19 protein-coding genes are annotated in these 17,799 nt (G+C 38.4%); 5 read left to right on the forward strand and 14 right to left on the reverse strand.

What is annotated here, in order from left to right:
* Positions 1-38: 38 nt before the first annotated feature.
* The 5 genes from CWD91_RS08150 to mraZ form a co-directional block, all read right to left on the reverse strand.
* The gene (locus CWD91_RS08150) at positions 39-1,502 is read right to left on the reverse strand and encodes a UDP-N-acetylmuramoyl-L-alanyl-D-glutamate--2,6-diaminopimelate ligase (protein WP_103440460.1); all 1,464 of its coding nucleotides are present in this window, start codon (positions 1,500-1,502) and stop codon (positions 39-41) included.
* Complete coding sequence (locus CWD91_RS08155; protein ID WP_103440461.1) at positions 1,499-3,505, reverse strand: penicillin-binding protein; 2,007 nt, start codon at positions 3,503-3,505, stop codon at positions 1,499-1,501. Before CWD91_RS08155 ends, CWD91_RS08150 begins: the two co-directional genes overlap by 4 nt.
* A complete protein-coding gene (locus CWD91_RS08160) occupies positions 3,505-3,828 on the reverse strand; it encodes an FtsL-like putative cell division protein (protein WP_103440462.1) in 324 nt (107 codons plus the stop codon). Before CWD91_RS08160 ends, CWD91_RS08155 begins: the two co-directional genes overlap by 1 nt.
* A gap of 74 nt (positions 3,829-3,902) precedes the next feature.
* Positions 3,903-4,799, reverse strand: coding sequence for a 16S rRNA (cytosine(1402)-N(4))-methyltransferase RsmH (rsmH, locus tag CWD91_RS08165; RefSeq protein ID WP_103440537.1), 897 nt, complete (start codon positions 4,797-4,799; stop codon positions 3,903-3,905).
* The gene (mraZ, locus tag CWD91_RS08170) at positions 4,786-5,250 is read right to left on the reverse strand and encodes a division/cell wall cluster transcriptional repressor MraZ (RefSeq protein ID WP_103440463.1); all 465 of its coding nucleotides are present in this window, start codon (positions 5,248-5,250) and stop codon (positions 4,786-4,788) included. The genes rsmH and mraZ overlap by 14 nt, the downstream gene beginning before the upstream one ends.
* Before the next feature lie 265 nt (positions 5,251-5,515).
* Here mraZ and CWD91_RS08175 point away from each other — a divergent pair, with 265 nt between their 5' ends.
* Complete coding sequence (locus CWD91_RS08175; protein ID WP_103440464.1) at positions 5,516-6,280, forward strand: alpha/beta fold hydrolase; 765 nt, start codon at positions 5,516-5,518, stop codon at positions 6,278-6,280.
* A 38-nt stretch (positions 6,281-6,318) separates the two neighbouring features.
* On the forward strand, positions 6,319-6,933 hold the full coding sequence (yihA, locus tag CWD91_RS08180) for a ribosome biogenesis GTP-binding protein YihA/YsxC (RefSeq protein WP_103440465.1): 615 nt from the start codon (positions 6,319-6,321) through the stop codon (positions 6,931-6,933).
* Positions 6,934-6,946: 13 nt separating this feature from the next.
* Here the strand turns inward: yihA and CWD91_RS08185 are convergent, their stop codons facing one another.
* The 3 genes from CWD91_RS08185 to gldB form a co-directional block, all read right to left on the reverse strand.
* Complete coding sequence (locus CWD91_RS08185; RefSeq protein ID WP_103440466.1) at positions 6,947-7,339, reverse strand: GTPase; 393 nt, start codon at positions 7,337-7,339, stop codon at positions 6,947-6,949.
* Between the two features lie 104 nt (positions 7,340-7,443).
* Complete coding sequence (gldC, locus tag CWD91_RS08190) at positions 7,444-7,779, reverse strand: gliding motility protein GldC (protein WP_103440467.1); 336 nt, start codon at positions 7,777-7,779, stop codon at positions 7,444-7,446.
* A gap of 26 nt (positions 7,780-7,805) precedes the next feature.
* A complete protein-coding gene (gldB, locus tag CWD91_RS08195) occupies positions 7,806-8,771 on the reverse strand; it encodes a gliding motility lipoprotein GldB (protein ID WP_103440468.1) in 966 nt (321 codons plus the stop codon).
* A gap of 93 nt (positions 8,772-8,864) precedes the next feature.
* Here gldB and nadE point away from each other — a divergent pair, with 93 nt between their 5' ends.
* Together nadE and CWD91_RS08205 are read left to right on the forward strand one after the other, a co-directional pair.
* On the forward strand, positions 8,865-9,653 hold the full coding sequence (gene nadE / locus CWD91_RS08200; protein ID WP_103440469.1) for an NAD(+) synthase: 789 nt from the start codon (positions 8,865-8,867) through the stop codon (positions 9,651-9,653).
* Between the two features lie 168 nt (positions 9,654-9,821).
* On the forward strand, positions 9,822-10,451 hold the full coding sequence (locus CWD91_RS08205; protein WP_103440470.1) for a response regulator: 630 nt from the start codon (positions 9,822-9,824) through the stop codon (positions 10,449-10,451).
* Positions 10,452-10,539: 88 nt separating this feature from the next.
* On the opposite strand, the gene dnaG is transcribed toward CWD91_RS08205, so the two are convergent.
* Positions 10,540-12,519 (reverse strand): DNA primase, encoded by a 1,980-nt coding sequence (gene dnaG, locus CWD91_RS08210; RefSeq protein WP_103440471.1) that lies wholly within the window; start codon positions 12,517-12,519, stop codon positions 10,540-10,542.
* Between the two features lie 124 nt (positions 12,520-12,643).
* Here dnaG and CWD91_RS08215 point away from each other — a divergent pair, with 124 nt between their 5' ends.
* Positions 12,644-12,886 carry a zinc-ribbon domain-containing protein gene (locus tag CWD91_RS08215; protein ID WP_103440472.1) on the forward strand — a complete coding sequence of 81 codons (243 nt, stop codon included), beginning with the start codon at positions 12,644-12,646 and terminating at the stop codon, positions 12,884-12,886.
* A 37-nt stretch (positions 12,887-12,923) separates the two neighbouring features.
* Here the strand turns inward: CWD91_RS08215 and CWD91_RS08220 are convergent, their stop codons facing one another.
* The 5 genes from CWD91_RS08220 to rlmN form a co-directional block, all read right to left on the reverse strand.
* Positions 12,924-13,994 (reverse strand): porin family protein, encoded by a 1,071-nt coding sequence (locus CWD91_RS08220; RefSeq protein ID WP_103440538.1) that lies wholly within the window; start codon positions 13,992-13,994, stop codon positions 12,924-12,926.
* A gap of 84 nt (positions 13,995-14,078) precedes the next feature.
* A complete protein-coding gene (locus CWD91_RS08225) occupies positions 14,079-14,849 on the reverse strand; it encodes a hypothetical protein (RefSeq protein WP_103440473.1) in 771 nt (256 codons plus the stop codon).
* Between the two features lie 23 nt (positions 14,850-14,872).
* Complete coding sequence (locus CWD91_RS08230; RefSeq protein ID WP_103440474.1) at positions 14,873-15,445, reverse strand: RNA polymerase sigma factor; 573 nt, start codon at positions 15,443-15,445, stop codon at positions 14,873-14,875.
* 114 nt (positions 15,446-15,559) lie between these two features.
* Entirely contained in the window at positions 15,560-16,537 is a 978-nt protein-coding gene (locus tag CWD91_RS08235; protein WP_103440475.1) for a polyprenyl synthetase family protein, read from the reverse strand.
* Positions 16,538-16,706: 169 nt separating this feature from the next.
* Positions 16,707-17,747 (reverse strand): 23S rRNA (adenine(2503)-C(2))-methyltransferase RlmN, encoded by a 1,041-nt coding sequence (rlmN, locus tag CWD91_RS08240; protein WP_394335715.1) that lies wholly within the window; start codon positions 17,745-17,747, stop codon positions 16,707-16,709.
* Positions 17,748-17,799: the final 52 nt, after the last annotated feature.

Genomic DNA, 17,799 nt, shown 5'->3' on the forward strand with positions numbered 1-17,799 from the left:
TTTTTTATTATTCACTTTAAAACAGATGACCTAATCCTCTATTTTTTTACACTGGCCAACAACTCCTTGACCATTTTAAAATCATCAAAATCTTCACGGACACCATTTGTTTCCTGATAGGTTTCATGACCTTTGCCAGCAACCAAAATAATATCCTTGGCAGTGGCCAATTGACAGGCCGTTTTAATGGCCTGTTTGCGGTTTACGATTGATAATGTTTTGTTTACATTTTGAGGTTCCACACCAGCTTCCATTTCCTCGATAATAACGGTAGGTGATTCCGATCTAGGGTTATCCGAGGTGAAAATGACTTTATTGCTTAATGATGATGCGATATGACCCATAACCGGACGCTTAGACTTATCTCTGTCACCACCACACCCCACGACGGTGATGACATTTTCATTTCCAGTCCTCAATGTATTGATTGTATCAAGTACATTTTTCAAGGCATCCGGTGTATGGGCATAATCAACAATAGCTGTAATTTTTTCTTTTGATATATAATACTGAAACCTTCCGTCCACATTTTCCAATTCACTAAGAAGACGTAGAATTTCCAATTTTTCCAATCCCAATAAATCTGCCGTGGCATATATGGCCAACAAATTATAGGCGTTAAAATCCCCTATAAGTTTAGACCATACCTCATTGTCATCGATCTTTAACAATTGACCATTAAACTGATTTTCCAATACCTGAGCCCTATAATTGGCATAGGATTTTAAAGCATAGGTATACTTTTTTGCGTCTGTGTTCTGCAACATCACCAAGCCGTTCTTATCATCTATATTGGTAAGTGCAAACGCTTTTTTCGATAATCTATCGAACAAGATTTTCTTGGTATCCCTATATTCTGCAAAAGTTTTATGATAATCCAAATGGTCATGGGATAGATTGGTGAAAATTGCACCTTCAAACACCAATCCTTCTGTTCTTTTTTGATGGATTCCGTGTGAACTCACCTCCATAAAGCAATACTCAACACCGGCATTGTTCATCAATTGCAAGTATTTATTTATTGTCAGGGCATCCGGAGTCGTATGGGTAGTGGCATATTCCTTATTATCTACCATTATTCTTATAGTGGATAATAAACCTACCTTAAAACCAGCTTTCTTAAACAACTGATATAATAGGCTGCTAACAGTAGTCTTACCGTTGGTTCCTGTAACCCCCACCAGTCTTAAGTTTTTGGAAGGATTACCGTAAAAGTTGGATGCCATTATAGCCAAGGCCTTGTTACCATTGTCCACCTCTACATAGGTTATTTCATTTACCAATTTTTTTGGCAGTTCTTCGCACACAATAGATTTAGCACCAGAAGCAATGGCCTTATCAATGAACTGATGACCATCGGCAACAACTCCTTTTATAGCCACAAAAACATCATTCTTTCCAACCTTTCTGGAATCGAAACAAATACTACCCACCTTTATGGAGGTTGAACCACTTACCGCAGTAAGGCTAACACCGTACAATATGTCCTTTAGTGTCATCATGATAGTTCCAATACTATTTTGTTAACCTTTTTTAGATCCGTTCCCTTAGCAATAGATTGCTTCTTGACCTTTCCATTTCCTTTTACCTCTACTTCTATCCCCAAATTTTCAAGAATAGAAACCGCATCCATTCCGCTCATACCTTCTACATTGGGCACTTCATTGTAATTCTTATTGGAGGCGGCAAAATATCTTTGAAATTCCTCGTCCAATTTCTTTGTCTCGGCATCATGAACATCAACTTCATCCACCAAAGGGGAACTTGCATAAATTTTTTGTGCAACGGATTTGAAAACGGGACCTGAAACATCCGCACCATAGTAACCAACACTTTTATCGGGCTCATGAATTACCACGATACAAGAATATTTTGGATCGTCCGCGGGAAAGTAACCAGCGAAAGTAGAGATGTATTTCATTACCTCAGGATCTTTGGAAACATAATTTTTCTGTGTGGTTCCGGTTTTACCGGCCATTGAAAAATTAGGCGAATAAAGCCCATGACCGGTGCCGTGTTTTTTCTCCACAACATTTTTAAGCAATTGCTGCACCTTGTGAGCTGTTTCCTTTGAGCAAATGGAAGGGTTAATGACCTCCTTATCAAATTTGAGAATAGTCTTATCCCATTCCTTTACCTCTTTTATAAGTCTAGGCTTTAACATCTCACCATCGTTGGCAATGGCATTATAAAATGTTAAGGTCTGCAATGGCGTTAAGGAAACCTCATAGCCATGGGACATCCACGCCAAGGAAACACCGGACCAACCCTTATCACCTGGATATCGAATTACAGGAGTTCCCTCTCCTTTTACCGGCAAACCCAATTCCCTATGAAGGTTCATATTCATTAGGCGGTTTACATATTTTTCTGGATTTTCCTTATAATTATTATTTATAATTTTAGCAAAAGCGGTATTTGATGAGACCTCAAATGCCTTAGCAGCCGTTATTTTACCATAACCTCCGTGTTTGGAATCCCTAACGGTCCTATTATAAACTTTAAATGTGCCTTTTTCAGTATCTATAACCGTATTGGTATCGATTACCTTATCCTCCAAGGCCACGACCATGGACATTAGCTTAAAAGTAGACCCAGGCTCATGCGACTCGCCAATGGCATAATTTAATCGCTCATAATACTTACCATCAGTGGTTCTTCCCAAATTGGAAATAGCTTTGACCTCCCCGGTCTTGGTTTCCATAACAATTACACAACCGTGTTCCGCATTATATTTTTCCAATTGCCGCAATAAAGCATGATGGGCAATATCCTGTATGTTGATATCTATTGTGGAAACAACATCATAGCCATCTTGTGGCTCCACAATATTATCCCAGCCAATTGGCTTCCATTGTCCTTTTGCAATTTTTTGCTTTAACCTCTTGCCCTCTATGCCCCTTAAATAATTTCCGAAAGCTCCTTCAAGTCCAACTCTGGTGCGGTATCCATTCTCATCGACCCTTTCATAGCCTACACTCCGCTCTGCGATTTTACCCAAGGGATGCTCACGAACAATTTTTTGCTCAATGATCAATCCTCCCTTATATGGACCTTTATTAAAGAGTGGAAATTGCTTTACCGCTATATAATCCGAATAGTCCAAATCCCTTGCCACCAATGCGTATCTGTTCTTGTTTACTTTCGCTTTTCTCAGCAACTGCTGATAATAGGAAGTAGACTTTCCGAATAATTTTGCCAAAGCATCGGACAAGGGCTTTACATTTTCCTCAAAATCTTTCTTTCCTACAGTTTCAGCATCAAAACGTATGGTATATCGTGAAACTGAAGTTGCCAGCAAACTGCCGTCATCAGAATAGAGATTACCTCTTTTGGGAGCTATGGTGAACATTTTCTCTGTACGATCCATGGCAAGCTTCCTGTACTTATCCCCTTCCACCATCTGGATACTGACCAATTTAACCAAAACAGCCATTGCGAACAGGAATAAAAATCCCGCCACAATGTATAACCTAGTCAATATGTTTTTTTCTGTTACAGGCACTATTCTTCTGTTTCTGTTTTGACTTTTATTTTTTTAGGAGGAGTCTCCGATGGAAACAAGGCATCCGGCTCCAACAATCGCAATACTGTGGATTCCAACTTTAGCTCTTGCATATCCGAACGAACATCCACAAACTCACTTCTCAGCTCCTTAACCTGCTCATCAAGAGCGGCGATTTTATGAACTTTTCCATCGGCACTGTGAGAACTGGCAATCATTACAGTTGCCAAGAAAGAAATATAAATGATGAACATCCAGTTTTTTGGAGCACCTCCGCTCACCAAAAACTTTCCTTTTAATATGTCCAATATTCCTTTTCTCATCACTTAAAAATTATTCACCTATACCTTATATTATAAACACCCTTAAGAGGGTAGTTTATAATTTTCATTTAAATTCAAACTCGTTCTGCTATCCGAAGCTTAGCGCTTCTCGCCCTATTATTGATCTTTATTTCCTCTCTTGACGGAACCACCAATCCTCCAACCTTTTTAAGAGGAACCTCTATGTTCCCGTAAAAATCCTTTTCTGGCTCCCCTTCAAACTGGCCTGCCCTAATAAATCTTTTTACCAGCCTGTCTTCCAGAGAATGATAGCTTATAACACTCAACCTGCCCCCATCATTCAATAATTCCGGCACCTGCAACAAAAACTCCTTTATCACCTGTATTTCCTGGTTTACTTCTATCCTTATGGCCTGGTATATTTGAGCCAGTATTTTATGCTCCCTATGTTTTGGCAAATATTGCCCCAATACCTCCTTTAATTGATCTGTGGTTTTTATTGGACTTTCCCCTCTCTGGTCTATTATGGTCTTTGCCATTGCATTTGCATTTCGCAAGTCACCATACTGAAAAAGAACCCTTCTCAACTCGTCAAACTCGTATACATTCACCACATCAAAAGCCGATATCTGGTTTTTCTTGCTCATTCGCATATCCAAATCAGCATCAAAACGAGTTGAAAAACCTCGCTCCGCTTGATCAAATTGATGGGATGATACCCCAAAATCGGCCAAAATCCCATCCACTTTCTTTACACCATAGAACTTCAAAAACTGCTTTATATACCTGAAGTTTTCATTGATCAACTGAAATCTCCCATCGTCAATGGCATTTTGCAATGCATCCTCATCCTGATCAAAAGCCACCAGCCTTCCTTCCTCTCCCAGTCTTTTCAATATTTCCCTAGAATGTCCGCCACCTCCAAAAGTCACATCTACATAAACACCATTAGGCTTAATATCCAGTCCATCAACGGACTCTTTCAACAATACCGGGTTATGATAAGTCATCATCGTCGTCCCCCATTACCTCTTCAGCCAGACTTGCAAAGTCCTCGGCAGTTTCCTCCAATACCTTTTCATAATTATCCTTATCCCAGATTTCAACAATGTTGATTGCCGAGCTCAATACCACTTCTTTCGCGATTCCTGCCACATCCACCAAATTTTTTGGAATCAGCAACCTACCGGTGGCATCTATTTCCACCACTTTTACTCCAGCAGAAAATCTTCTTATGAAATCGTTGTTCTTTTTCTTAAATCGGTTCTTTTTATTCATTTTCTGCATCAACAAATTCCACTCTGCCATGGGATACAGTTCTAAACAAGGTTGAAAAACCGAACGCTTTACGACAAAACCTTCATTAATTACGGGTGCCATTTGATTTTTAAGCGCCACAGGAAGCATTACCCTTCCCTTAGAATCGGCCTTACAATCATATGTTCCAATGAAACTTATCACTTAAAGTAGCTGGTTTTTAATTTAATAACTCAAATATATAGAAATTATTACCACAATTTACCACAAAATACCACTTTGTTAATAAAATGCATACTTTATCGACAAACGACACCAAAAATGTCCCTTAAAAAAATCTTTGGAACTAATCCAGAAAAATTCTTTCAACAAAAAAATTGTCATTATTTATTGCCATTCCAAAAACTTGGCTATACTTGTATAACAATGAATTGCCTATATTTGTCAACTAAGACCAGAAGCATCCTTAATGGAAAAAAAGATAATTAAAGAGGGAAAATACCGCTACATTGAAATGGGTGAAGGAAGACCTATTATAATATTGCACGGCCTCATGGGCGGATTGAGCAATTTCCACGGGGTTATGAATCACTTCCCTCCTAAGGGCTACAAGGTATTGGTTCCCGAGCTTCCAATTTACGACATGCCATTGCTTAAGACCAATGTGAAGAGCTTTGCCAAATTTTTGGAACGGTTTATAGAACATAAAGAACTAAAAGATGTAATACTTCTAGGTAATTCCTTGGGAGGACATATTGGTCTGCTTCATACCAAACTATACCCAAAAATGGTTAAGGCCTTAGTAATCACAGGCAGTTCTGGCCTATACGAAAGTGCTATGGGTGACGGTTATCCCAAGCGAGGCGATTATGAATTTATCAAGAAAAAAGCGCAGGATGTGTTTTATGATCCGGAAATAGCGACCAAAGAAATTGTAGATGAAGTTTTTGCCACCGTTAATGACCGAATTAAATTGGTAAAAACCCTATCCATTGCAAAAAGTGCCATAAGACACAACATGTCCAAGGATTTACCGCATATGTTGACCCCAACCTGTATTATATGGGGCAAAAACGATAGTGTTACGCCGCCAAATGTGGCCGAAGAATTTCATTCACTTCTCCCTGATTCCGATTTATTTTGGATCGATAAGTGCGGGCATGCCCCAATGATGGAACATCCCCTGGAATTCAACACCTTACTTGACGCTTGGCTGGAGAAGCGAAATCTATAAGCTGGAGTCAAGACTAATAATACTTTAACAACAAACAAATGAAAATAAAGTCGGCCGACTTTGTCATGAGCAATTCCAATGTAATAAATTGCCCAAAGGACCATTTGCCGGAATATGCCTTTATAGGTCGTTCCAATGTGGGAAAATCTTCCTTGATCAATATGCTTACCCAAAGAAAAGGCTTGGCCAAAACATCTGGCCGCCCCGGAAAGACTCAACTCATAAATCATTTTAGAATAAATGATAATTGGTTTTTGGTTGATTTACCTGGTTATGGGTATGCCCGTGTATCCAAAAAAGACAAAAAAACCTTTCAAAAATATATTACCGACTACTTTATTGAGCGTCAGCAATTGGTATGTGCCTTTGTTTTGATCGATATTAGACATGAACCCCAAAAAGTGGATCTGGAATTTTTGGAATGGATGGGGGAAAACCAGATTCCGTTTTGCATGATTTTCACCAAAGCGGATAAATTGAAGCCAAAAGCAATAGAAAACCACGTTAACGAATACATCAATCAACTATTGGAAGGGGTCTGGGAAGAAGCACCAAAATATTTTGTCACATCCTCCACCAACGGAATGGGGCAAGAAGAATTACTAGGTTATATTGATGAATTAAATACTAATTTTTTCAAAGAAGTCCGCTAGGACTTTCTTCAATTCATCTACAGTTTTTTTGGGTATATTTTTCCTGAACTACCAATATTAAGCCGTCCAGATTCTTTATGGAATTTACCTCTTCTTTATTGAGAAACCCTGTCAGTCTGCCATTATTTAAGACAAACACCCTTGGAAAGTCTGTGGTAGTATAATTTTCGTTTGGGTATCTTTCTATAAACTCATCCAAATGAAGAAATTGCATCTCCAAATCGAATTGCCGCCTAAATTCTTTCCATTTTTTATTTTCAGAAAAAACACCATAGGTTAAAGCACATAAATTACAATCGTAAGAGCCAGGACTTAAAATTTTGTGAGCACTATCCAGTAACGCATTACCTAAGCCAGATTTGGCATTATATACAAAAACAAGTCGTTCCTCAGTAGTACCATCCATAACAATAAGCTAAAAATTCTTAATATTAACTTTGTCGGTAAGCAATGACAATACTAACGGAAGTTCAAAGAGCAAGTCGAATTGTACATTAACCTCAATGGCAACTATTTTTTCAATTCAAGCTTTTCGGCAAAATAATCACAAAAATCTTTCATGGTTGCGGTCATTTTTTCATCTTGTGTAGCCTTCATAAAGGTATCAGACAAAGAAACCAGGGTTTGATGAAAGAAAATTTTCATCTCATCCACAGGCATATCCTTGGTCCACAAATCAATTTTTAGGGATTCTTGGTTCTTACTATCCCAAACGGACAATAACATGGCCTTGGCTTTTTCATTATCAATGCCACCATCTTGGGCTGACCATGTCAATTCCTCAGGGACCCTATTTTCATCCAATCCAACTTTTAACGTAATTTCCGATGTATGTAGTTTTGCCATTATTTTTTTTTGATATGTTTGATCTTCTACAGTTTTCTTGGTTTATATCCTGATCTTTTGAACAATTCTTCCTCAGGCAAGGTCAGCATCTCCTGTAAAGTGATCTTATTATTATCCATGAATGCATTTACTATTTGCCAACCTAAATACCTCCCAATTTTACCAGGTGACTCGTTATCAAGTTCCAATTCAAATTTTGAAAAAGGAGCGGGATCCAAAAATCGTGGCCCCAATTTACTATTGGTGCTATACAATAATTCGCGCTCAATAAAATAACGCCAAATCTGTTCCTCGTTGGCATTTGCCCAATCCATTTCATCCGGGGTATAACCCAATGTAACGGCATCGGTATTTTGAGGCATAAGTTTTTCCATTAAATACAGCTCTTTACCATAATAAATAAGCTGTGACAAGAAAGTACGGTCCCGCGGTGTGGGCACCACCGTTTTGGCAAACGCACTGGCCACATCACGGATCATATATTTCTCCTCTAAATCATTGGCTATGTATTTGGAAATGCCCTGATAAAACCTGTGGGATGTCCCTAAATAATTGTCAAGACCAATAAGCAGTAAACTATCCGTTAAGATAATTCTATTGTTATAATCCACATCCGAAGTCACCGTAACCAACTTTGGAACCTTATAGTTTGGAAAATAATACTTTACATACTTGAACAACAGCTCAAGTTCTTCCTGTTCCCTATCAAACCCTGGGAAGGATTTTCCTACTTCGTCAAGTACCTCTATCTGCACAGTATCCTTTAATTTGGCAATCCAAATGCTATCCGAATAATTGACGGGAAAAAGATAGGGGTAGGCTTTTTTCAATAAAGGAATGTCCTCAGGCTGTGCTTTAGCAAAATCCCTATCGAACCTTAATACCTCTAAATCTACATTTATTTTCGCGACCTCATCGGCCACTTTATCGCTACTCTCACAACTGCAAAAAATAATTATTGGAAGAAAAATGAGGAATATGGCCTTTCGCATGCTAAAGTAATTCGGTTAATGTTTTAAGTTTTAAATTCTAGGCTTTATTTTTACCATGCAAAGTTAAGTTTTTAAACCTTATAAATTGTTCAGATGCAGACCGAAAAAGTAATAGACCACATTGTAACCTGGTTACGCGATTATGCCAAAAAAGCAAATATGAAAGGATTTACAATAGGAATTTCGGGAGGTATAGATTCCGCGGTAACCTCAACCTTATGCGCCAAGACGGGTCTACGACTTTTATGTCTTGAAATGCCCATACATCAGGCAGACAACCAAGTCATCCGGGCATCCAACCATATTGACTGGCTAAAAGAAAATTACCCAAATGTTGACAGGAAACTTGTAAACCTTACACCTACTTTCGACAGTTTGGTAGATGCTTTGCCAGATGTTGAAAAGGAGGAGGATAGATTTATGTCCTTGGCGAACACTAGAGCAAGGTTAAGAATGACCACCTTATATTACTTTGCGGCATTGGACAAAATATTGGTAGCAGGAACCGGCAATAAGGTGGAAGATTTTGGCGTAGGGTTCTATACCAAATATGGGGATGGTGGCGTGGACTTAAGTCCTATTGCCGATTTATTAAAAACCGAAGTATATGAAATTGCCAAAGTCCTGGGGATTAACGAAGATATCATTAAGGCGGCACCTACCGATGGATTATGGGGCGATGACAGAACTGACGAGGACCAAATAGGAGCATCCTATCCAGAATTGGAATGGGCCATGCAAATGCAGGAAGAAGGAAGAGTGGATACGGATTTTTCTGATAGACAAAAAGAGGTTTTTCAGATATACCAAAGATTTAACCGCGCCAACAAACATAAAATGATTCCTATTCCTGTTTGTGAAATTCCAAATTCGTTAAAATGAACCTCTCACCTAAGAACCAAGTGATTAAAACGAAAAAATACCCAAAAATTTCCGGTTTTGAATAAAAAAATGAAGCTTTGCCTATCGAATTAGATATTTTAACCCTACATTGCATGTCAGTATTTTAGACATGATTATTGATGTTGAAATCTAGAAAAATAACCTAAAATGATCAAAATTTTAATTGCTGATAATCATCCTATTGTTCGGATGGGCGTACAACAAGTCTTGAACCCTGTTTCAGATATTGAAGTCATTGCCGATGCATCTACTACCACGGAATTATTTAATAAGCTGGAAATTTACTCCCCGGACGTTATTCTTCTGGAAATGGACATTCCCGAAATTAATGGCATTGCAACCCTTAGAAAGATCAAAAAACAGTACCCTAATATACGGGTGTTGATCTACAGTGGTCAGTCTGAAGATGTTTATGCATTGAGCACCATAAGGGCCGGAGCTTTCGGCTACTTATCCAAAACTTCAGAGATAGATTATATTATTAGCGCCATTAGAAAAGTTAGCGAAGGCAATATGTTTATTACGAATGAATTGGCACAACGCCTTGCTTTTGACGAAGGAACGCAAAAACCAAGAAGATTCTTTAGAAAATTATCTACAAGAGAAGTTGAGGTCCTTAAATTGTTGGCCAGTGGCAAACGCAACAAAGAAGTAGCACAAGGTTTGGATTTAAACGAAAAAACAGTAAGTACCTACAAAGCGCGTTTAATGCGCAAATTAAATGTAGACAACCTAGTGGATCTATTACAGCAAGCCAAGGCATTGGAACTGTACTAAATTACTGGAACAATAATAACTAAACAAAGACCGCATCCCTGTTAAAATAGGATGCGGTCTTTGTTTTTTAGTACTATTGGCCGAATTTCTATGAAAGAACCCTATTCAGTTTTTTGTTCAGTAGAACGTTAAGCTGAATATAATTCATGATCTCTTCCAAGGCCTCCATATTGCCTTCATGGTTATTTAAAGTATTCTCCTGAAGGGAGCCTATTCTTTTTTTTATTAAATAACACCTTAATGTTAAAATAGTTTCACTCACCAACTGGGAAATTCCCACTTTTTTATCTTTAGGGTATATATCCTTTCGCTCCCATTGATGTAAAACGTATTTTTCTTCCTCCATTAAAATGGAAGATATTTCAGAAGCCAATTCTTGGTCTAAATTGGCGATAAAGGTAGTAATGGAAAAATCTTCCTTCTCATTGAGATCTTCCATTAATTTATAATAAATATTTCTGAACTGCTCATTTGCCAGCTCAATTTCATCATCTTGGAGGTCTAGATAGATCTTTTCATACACCTTGGTATCCAACGATTCGGGCTCCAGTTCCAGGTCACCCTTTTCGTTCTCCTTCAACACCAAATCCTCAAATTTTTGTTCCAGATCCCCATAAAGCAACAACATCTCTATAATCTTGCGCTCCAGTTCATACTGCACATCCACCTTTTGCCGTAAAGGCTCGTTCTTGACCACATCAAAGGCTTGATGCTCCTGTTTTATCCTTTTATTGGCGTCCGATATGTCCTTTTTACCAATCTGTGCCAAAGTATTAAATAAAACCGCCTCGGAAATATTCATGATCTGAGCACATTCCTGTATATAAATTTCCTTTTGTATCCGATCCGGAATTTTAGAAATACTATGAACAATATCCCTGACCGTATCCGCTCTTTTAATAGGGTCGTTTGCAGCTTCCTTTACCAATAAAGAAGCCTTGAATTGTATAAAATCCTTTGAATTTTCCTGAAGATATAAGACCACATCCTCAAAATCATTATTCTTGGAAAAACTATCAGGGTCTTCCCCTTCCGGAAAAGTACATACCTTTACATTCATCCCTTGTTCCAGAATAAGGTCTATCCCCCTGAGTGATGCCCGCAATCCTGCCGCATCCCCATCAAATAAAACTGTGACATTCTTAGTAAGCCTATTAATCAACCTTATCTGATCCGAGGTCAATGCCGTACCACTCGAAGAAACTACATTGTGTATACCGCGTTGGTACATTTGGATAACATCTGTATACCCTTCCACCAAATAACAATTGTCTTCCTTGGCAATGGCCTGTTTGGCAAAGTATATACCATATAGCACCTTGCTTTTATGATAAATATCGCTTTCGGGAGAATTTAAGTATTTGGCAGCTTTTTTGTCATTTGTTAAAATGCGACCTCCGAAACCTAAAACCCTTCCACTCATACTGTGTATGGGAAACATTACACGCCCTTTAAAACGGTCAAAGGTTTTATTGATATCAGGGTTGGAGGCATCCTCCTTTACAATGGTAAGCCCCGTTTTTTCCAAATAATTTAATTGATACCCCTTATCCAAAGCCGCCTTGGTAAATCCGTCCCATTGATCTAGGCAATATCCCAAATCAAACTTCTTAATAGTGTCATCACTAAACCCACGCTCCTTAAAATAGCTCAAACCGATTGCCTTGCCCTGTTCCCTTTCCCATAAAATCTCCGAAAAATACTTTTGGGCATATTCGGAAACCAGATACATACTCTCCCGTTCATTGGTCTGCTCCTTTTGCTCATTGCTAAGCTCTGTTTCCTCTATTTCAATATTGTATTTCCTGGCCAAATATTTTATGGCCTCCGGATAGGAAAAATGTTCGTGTTCCATTAGGAAGGCTACAACATTCCCGCCCTTACCACTGCTAAAGTCCTTCCATATCTGTTTTACCGGTGAAACCATAAAACTGGGGCTGCGTTCATCGGTAAACGGACTTAAGCCCTTAAAGTTGGAGCCAGATTTCTTTAGTTGCACAAAATCCCCTATCACCTCCTCCAAACGGGCAGTCTCGTATACTTTGTCTATGGTAGATTTTGTAATCAATCTTTACATTTTTAGCACGCTAAAGATAGTACTTTAAGACCTGTTGGAAAAAGGAAAAGCCATGCTTGTAAAATAAATATTGGTTAAATTGCGATTTTCATTTAAAAGTATAGACAAATAGTAAATGATATTATTTCTAGGCACCAAACCGGGAAAAACAACTTCACTGGCACTGCAAAACATTGATTGTCCCTATTGCAAAAATAGGGGCACCTTAATGGCAGTGACAAGTACCACCTATTTCCACTTGTTCTGGATTTCGCTGTTTAGAGTAGGCACTTCTACCACCATAAGCTGTTCGCACTGTAAAAAATCTTATTTCGAAGAAGAATTTACGGAGGAAATGCAACAAGGTATTGGCAGTTGAGAAACTCTAATGCAAGAATCCAATTCCCCTACAAATGTTATAAATCAAAGCGTAATCCCAGAGAGATATTATGCTGATCTACAAGGGCATTATTAAAAATAGGGTTTAGGTCGTACTTCAAATATATCAGCGCCTCACCCACTCCAGTATAAGCGCTTAGCCCATACACAAAATCGTTGGTATTATAATCCCTTTTAAATTTATCCTTCACCCGGTCGCCATCCCTTTCATATTTCAATTTTTGACGGCTACCCATATTAATTCCAGCATACCCGCCCAAACCAAGTCTAAATTGTTTGTGAATGGAATATCGAATGGTTTGATCGGTCTTCTTTACTCGGGAAGGACCAAATTCGAAGTGTACCGGAAGGACCACATTGTCCATCCTGAATTTAGATTTGTCCAAATCATATTCAAATTCCATCAACTCCGTTCGACTACCATTAACAACAAAGTAACTATTGTCCTTTGGCTTTAACCCATTAAACTGAAATGACACACCGTAATTTAACCTTAGGAAATTGGAATTTTTAAACACCCTGGTCCTCCAGACATATCCTAATTCAAAAAAACGGCTACCGCCAACCTTATAGGGGGTATCCTGTAAGGATTGACCATCTATCAAGGTATTGTTTAGTCCCACGCCAATAACGGGATTGGAAAACGTTCGCTGATCGTATTTTAGATTATTCTGATTTCCGGTATTAACCTTTATACCAAAAATCTTATCACCCCCTTCCTCTTCCGCTCCTAACCCTATAACAATCCTTCCCATATCCATATTTAGATCCAAATCTCCATTTCGCTTCAATAAATCAATATAATTTTCTATGATAACCAGTTTATTTTCTATATTTCTAGCGTGGTTTTCTGCTGCTTTCATTTTAAGCGAATCCGCTTCCTTTATTGAGAGACCACCATTATCCATTCGGATATTAATTTGACCAATCTCCACCTTTAAAGCTTCTCTTTCGGAATTTTTGATAGCCGCCTTTTTCTTTTCCAGCTGATCTATTTTATAATTTAACACATCCTGATCCTGGGCCAATAAATTCTGTGTAAATAATAAAATAACCAGCACTACTACGTACCACGCCAATGTTCTCATAATGAATTTTGATTTAGTTATCCCCTGCCCGGCGCTCCACAATGGAGCGGGGCCAAGAGAATTGATTAATGATCGATGAATATTTTAGTTATTTCTTGCAGCTACAGCTGTTTTAACCTTAAAGTACCCCTCCTTGAGCATATCAAATATTTGCTGTCGAAACGATTGGTCCAACTCACCTTCAACTTCGGCCAATAAGGCCATAGCATCTACAGAATGATTGTCCCTAAAGATTTTTTCTGAAAATAACTCTTTCTGCGCTTGCTTTAGGAGTGAATCCACTTCGGCATCGGTCAAGGAGATATTATTTTCCTCCATTAATTCTACTAGTGTAACTATTTCCTCTATTTTAGCTGTGATAATATTATTGGGTTCCATTAATAACTTGTCCTTACCTTTTGGTTCAACAGGGTCATTAACGGCAACAGCATTAGAAATCCCAACTCCGTTCGTCAATTCCGTTTCGGTTATATCCTCAACTTTTTTCTTTTCTTTTTTTGTAGTCTCAATTTCTACCAATTCAGAAGCTTCATTGGTCGTAACAATGCCCTCCCGCTTTTCAACCTTCTTAACATTGGGATTGTTCATAGGCTCTTCCTTAACCTCCGTATTAGGAGCTGCTACAGTTTTGCTGCCCTCGCTGTCCAATTCCTGACTATTATTAAGGTACATCAGGGTTAAGATCAACAATCCTATTATACTGGCCGCAATACCGATTCGGAAAAATCCAATTTGCGAACCCGGCTTACTGTGTTCCAATTGGGCAGATAGCTCTTCCCATGCCCCATCCGAAGGGGTTATTTTCCTTTTATCCAACTTCTCCTTAATATGTTCCTCAAATTTTATTGGTGCCATATTATTTAATTTTTAAAAAGTATTTAGTTGTTACTCAACTTGGTCTTACATTTAATCCCTAGATCCCACAACTTTTCCTGTAACATTTTTCTAGCTTTGAACAATTGGGATTTGGACGTACTTTCCGAAACCTCCAACTTATGGGCTATTTCCCTATGGCTATACCCCTCTACTGCATATAAAACAAATACCATTTTATAACCATCCGGCAAGGCATCTATTAAAAATTGAATTTGCTCCAAATCTAAATCGGAACTCACTGAAATTTGATTGACAGCATTCCTCTCATATATTTCATCGTCAAAAATTATTGGTTGACTCTTTCTTAAATAAGTGATGGATTCCCTCACCATTATTTTTCTTACCCACCCTTCAAAACTACCTTCATGCCTAAAGGAATCCAAATACTTAAACACCTTTACAAATCCCCCAACCATGACATCCTCGGCAAATTGAAGATCTTTGATATATTGTCTACAAACGCTTAACATTTTAGGGGAGTATTTATCGTATAACCACTTTTGCGCCTCCTTATTACCAGATTTGGCCTTCTTAAGCAGTAACTTTTCGTTATTGTAAAAAGAAATAATTTTCAAATCCCTAAAGTTTGTTTGTTATAAAGATAGACGACTTCATTTACAAAATAGTTGCCTATGGTAATGAAGAAAATAAATATAAAATGTAAACAATTGATTTACAGTGAAGTAATTTTATTTTTTGCGGTCCACCACATAGTTCACCATTAGCTCCAGTGAATTCCTATATTCTGAATCTGGGTAGGTCGCCAATAAGGCCAATGCCTCCTCCTTATAGGCGAGCATTTTTTTCACGGCATATTCAAGACCACCGTTTTCCTTTACAAAGGCAATAACTTCCTTGACCCGTTTTTTATCCTTGTTGTGATTCTTAATAGAATTGATCAACCACCTTTTTTCCGCTTTGGAACATTTGTTGAGTACAAAAATCAATGGCAGGGTCATTTTTTGTTCCTTAATATCTATGCCCGTTGGTTTGCCAATTCTCTCTTCCCCGTAATCAAATAGATCATCCTTAATCTGAAAGGACATCCCAATTAACTCGCCAAATTTCCTAAAAGCTTCCACATCCGTGGAATCAGGCTTAACCGAACACGCTCCCAAACTACAACAAGCGGCAATCAAGGTTGCGGTTTTCTGTCTAATAATTTCGTAATACACCACCTCGGTAATATCCAGTCGCCTGGCTTTTTCTATTTGCAGTAATTCCCCCTCACTCATTTCACGAACAGCGACGGAAATAATTTTAAGAAGGTCAAAATCCCCATTGTCTATAGACAACAATAGGCCCTTGGAAAGCAAGTAATCCCCAACTAAAACGGCGATTTTGTTTTTCCACAAAGCATTGACCGAAAAAAAGCCTCGACGTTTATTACTATCATCTACCACATCATCATGGACCAAGGTGGCAGTATGAATCAATTCTATAACCGACGCCCCTCTATAGGTTCTCTCATTTACCTCCCCGTTGTTCAGGAGCTTGGCAGTAAGAAATACGAACATGGGCCGCATCTGCTTCCCTTTTCTATTAACAATGTAGTAAGTAATTCTATTTAATAGGGCAACCTTGGAAGACATGGATTCATAAAACTTTTTTTCAAAAAGTTCCATTTCCTTATTAATCGGTTCCTTTATTTGGGATACAATTTTCAAGGGATAAATTAGGCTGTTTTGGATTGCTTGTTCAGTTGCGTAAAATTAGGCAAAAAAACATAGTAATCACCAGCCAACAATGGTAATGTAACCGTAATTTATAGATTTTAGCGATTTTGTGTTTGGAATTAGCTCCTCATTTACCCGCAGCCCTTTGGTTAGGGTTTATCTAGGATTTATTTGCCAATTGTCCGCAGGCAGCATCAATGTCCTTGCCTCTGGAACGCCTTACCGTAACAGTAATACCATTTTGCTCCAAGGTTTTAACGTACATTTCAATGGCCGCATTTTTGGCCTGTTGAAATTCCCCGTCGTCTATTGGGTTATATTCAATTAAATTAACCTTGGAAGGGGCAAACCTACAGAAATCCACCAAAGCATTTACATCTTTTTGCTTATCGTTTATACCATCCCAAACCACGTATTCATAGGTTATCCTACTCTTGGTCTTTAGATACCAATATTCAAGTGCTTCGCGCAGGTCAGCTAAAGTAAATGTAGCGTTAAATGGCATAATGGAAGTTCGAATTTCATCAATAGCCGAATGCAGGGATACCGCCAACTTAAATTTCACTTGCTCATCTGCCATTTTTCGTATCATCTTTGGCACTCCAGAAGTAGACACGATAATACGTTTAGGGGACATACCCAATCCTTCCGGGGAGGTTATCTTATCAATGGCCTTGATCACATTGTTATAATTCATTAAGGGCTCTCCCATGCCCATAAAAACAATATTGCTCAATGGACGATTAAAATACAGCCTACTTTCATTATCAATGGCCACCACTTGGTCATAAATCTCATCCGGATTCAAATTCCTCATCCGCTTTAGTCGGGATGTGGCACAAAATTTACAATCCAAACTACAACCTACCTGACTGGACACGCAAGCTGTAGTCCTAGTTTTAGTCGGAATTAAAACCGATTCCACAATAAGATCATCGTGTAAACGGACCGCATTTTTAATGGTTCCGTCGCTACTGCGTTGCATTTGATCTACCTTTATGTGGTTGATCACAAAATTATCCTCCAGCATTTGCCTGGTTTCCTTGGAGATATTGGTCATATCCTCGAAGGTGTGGGCCGATTTTTGCCACAACCATTCATAGACCTGGTTACCCCTAAAGGCTTTGTCCCCCTGGGTTTCAAAGAACGACCTAAGTTGTTCCTTGGTAAATGCCCTTATATCTCTTTTATTTTTTGCGATTTCCACTTTCCAAAGATAAATGATTCTATAAAAAAATCCCGCCAATACAGAT

The sequence above is a fragment of the Arenibacter hampyeongensis genome (assembly GCF_002909255.1).
In the GTDB taxonomy this organism is placed as follows: domain Bacteria; phylum Bacteroidota; class Bacteroidia; order Flavobacteriales; family Flavobacteriaceae; genus Arenibacter; species Arenibacter hampyeongensis.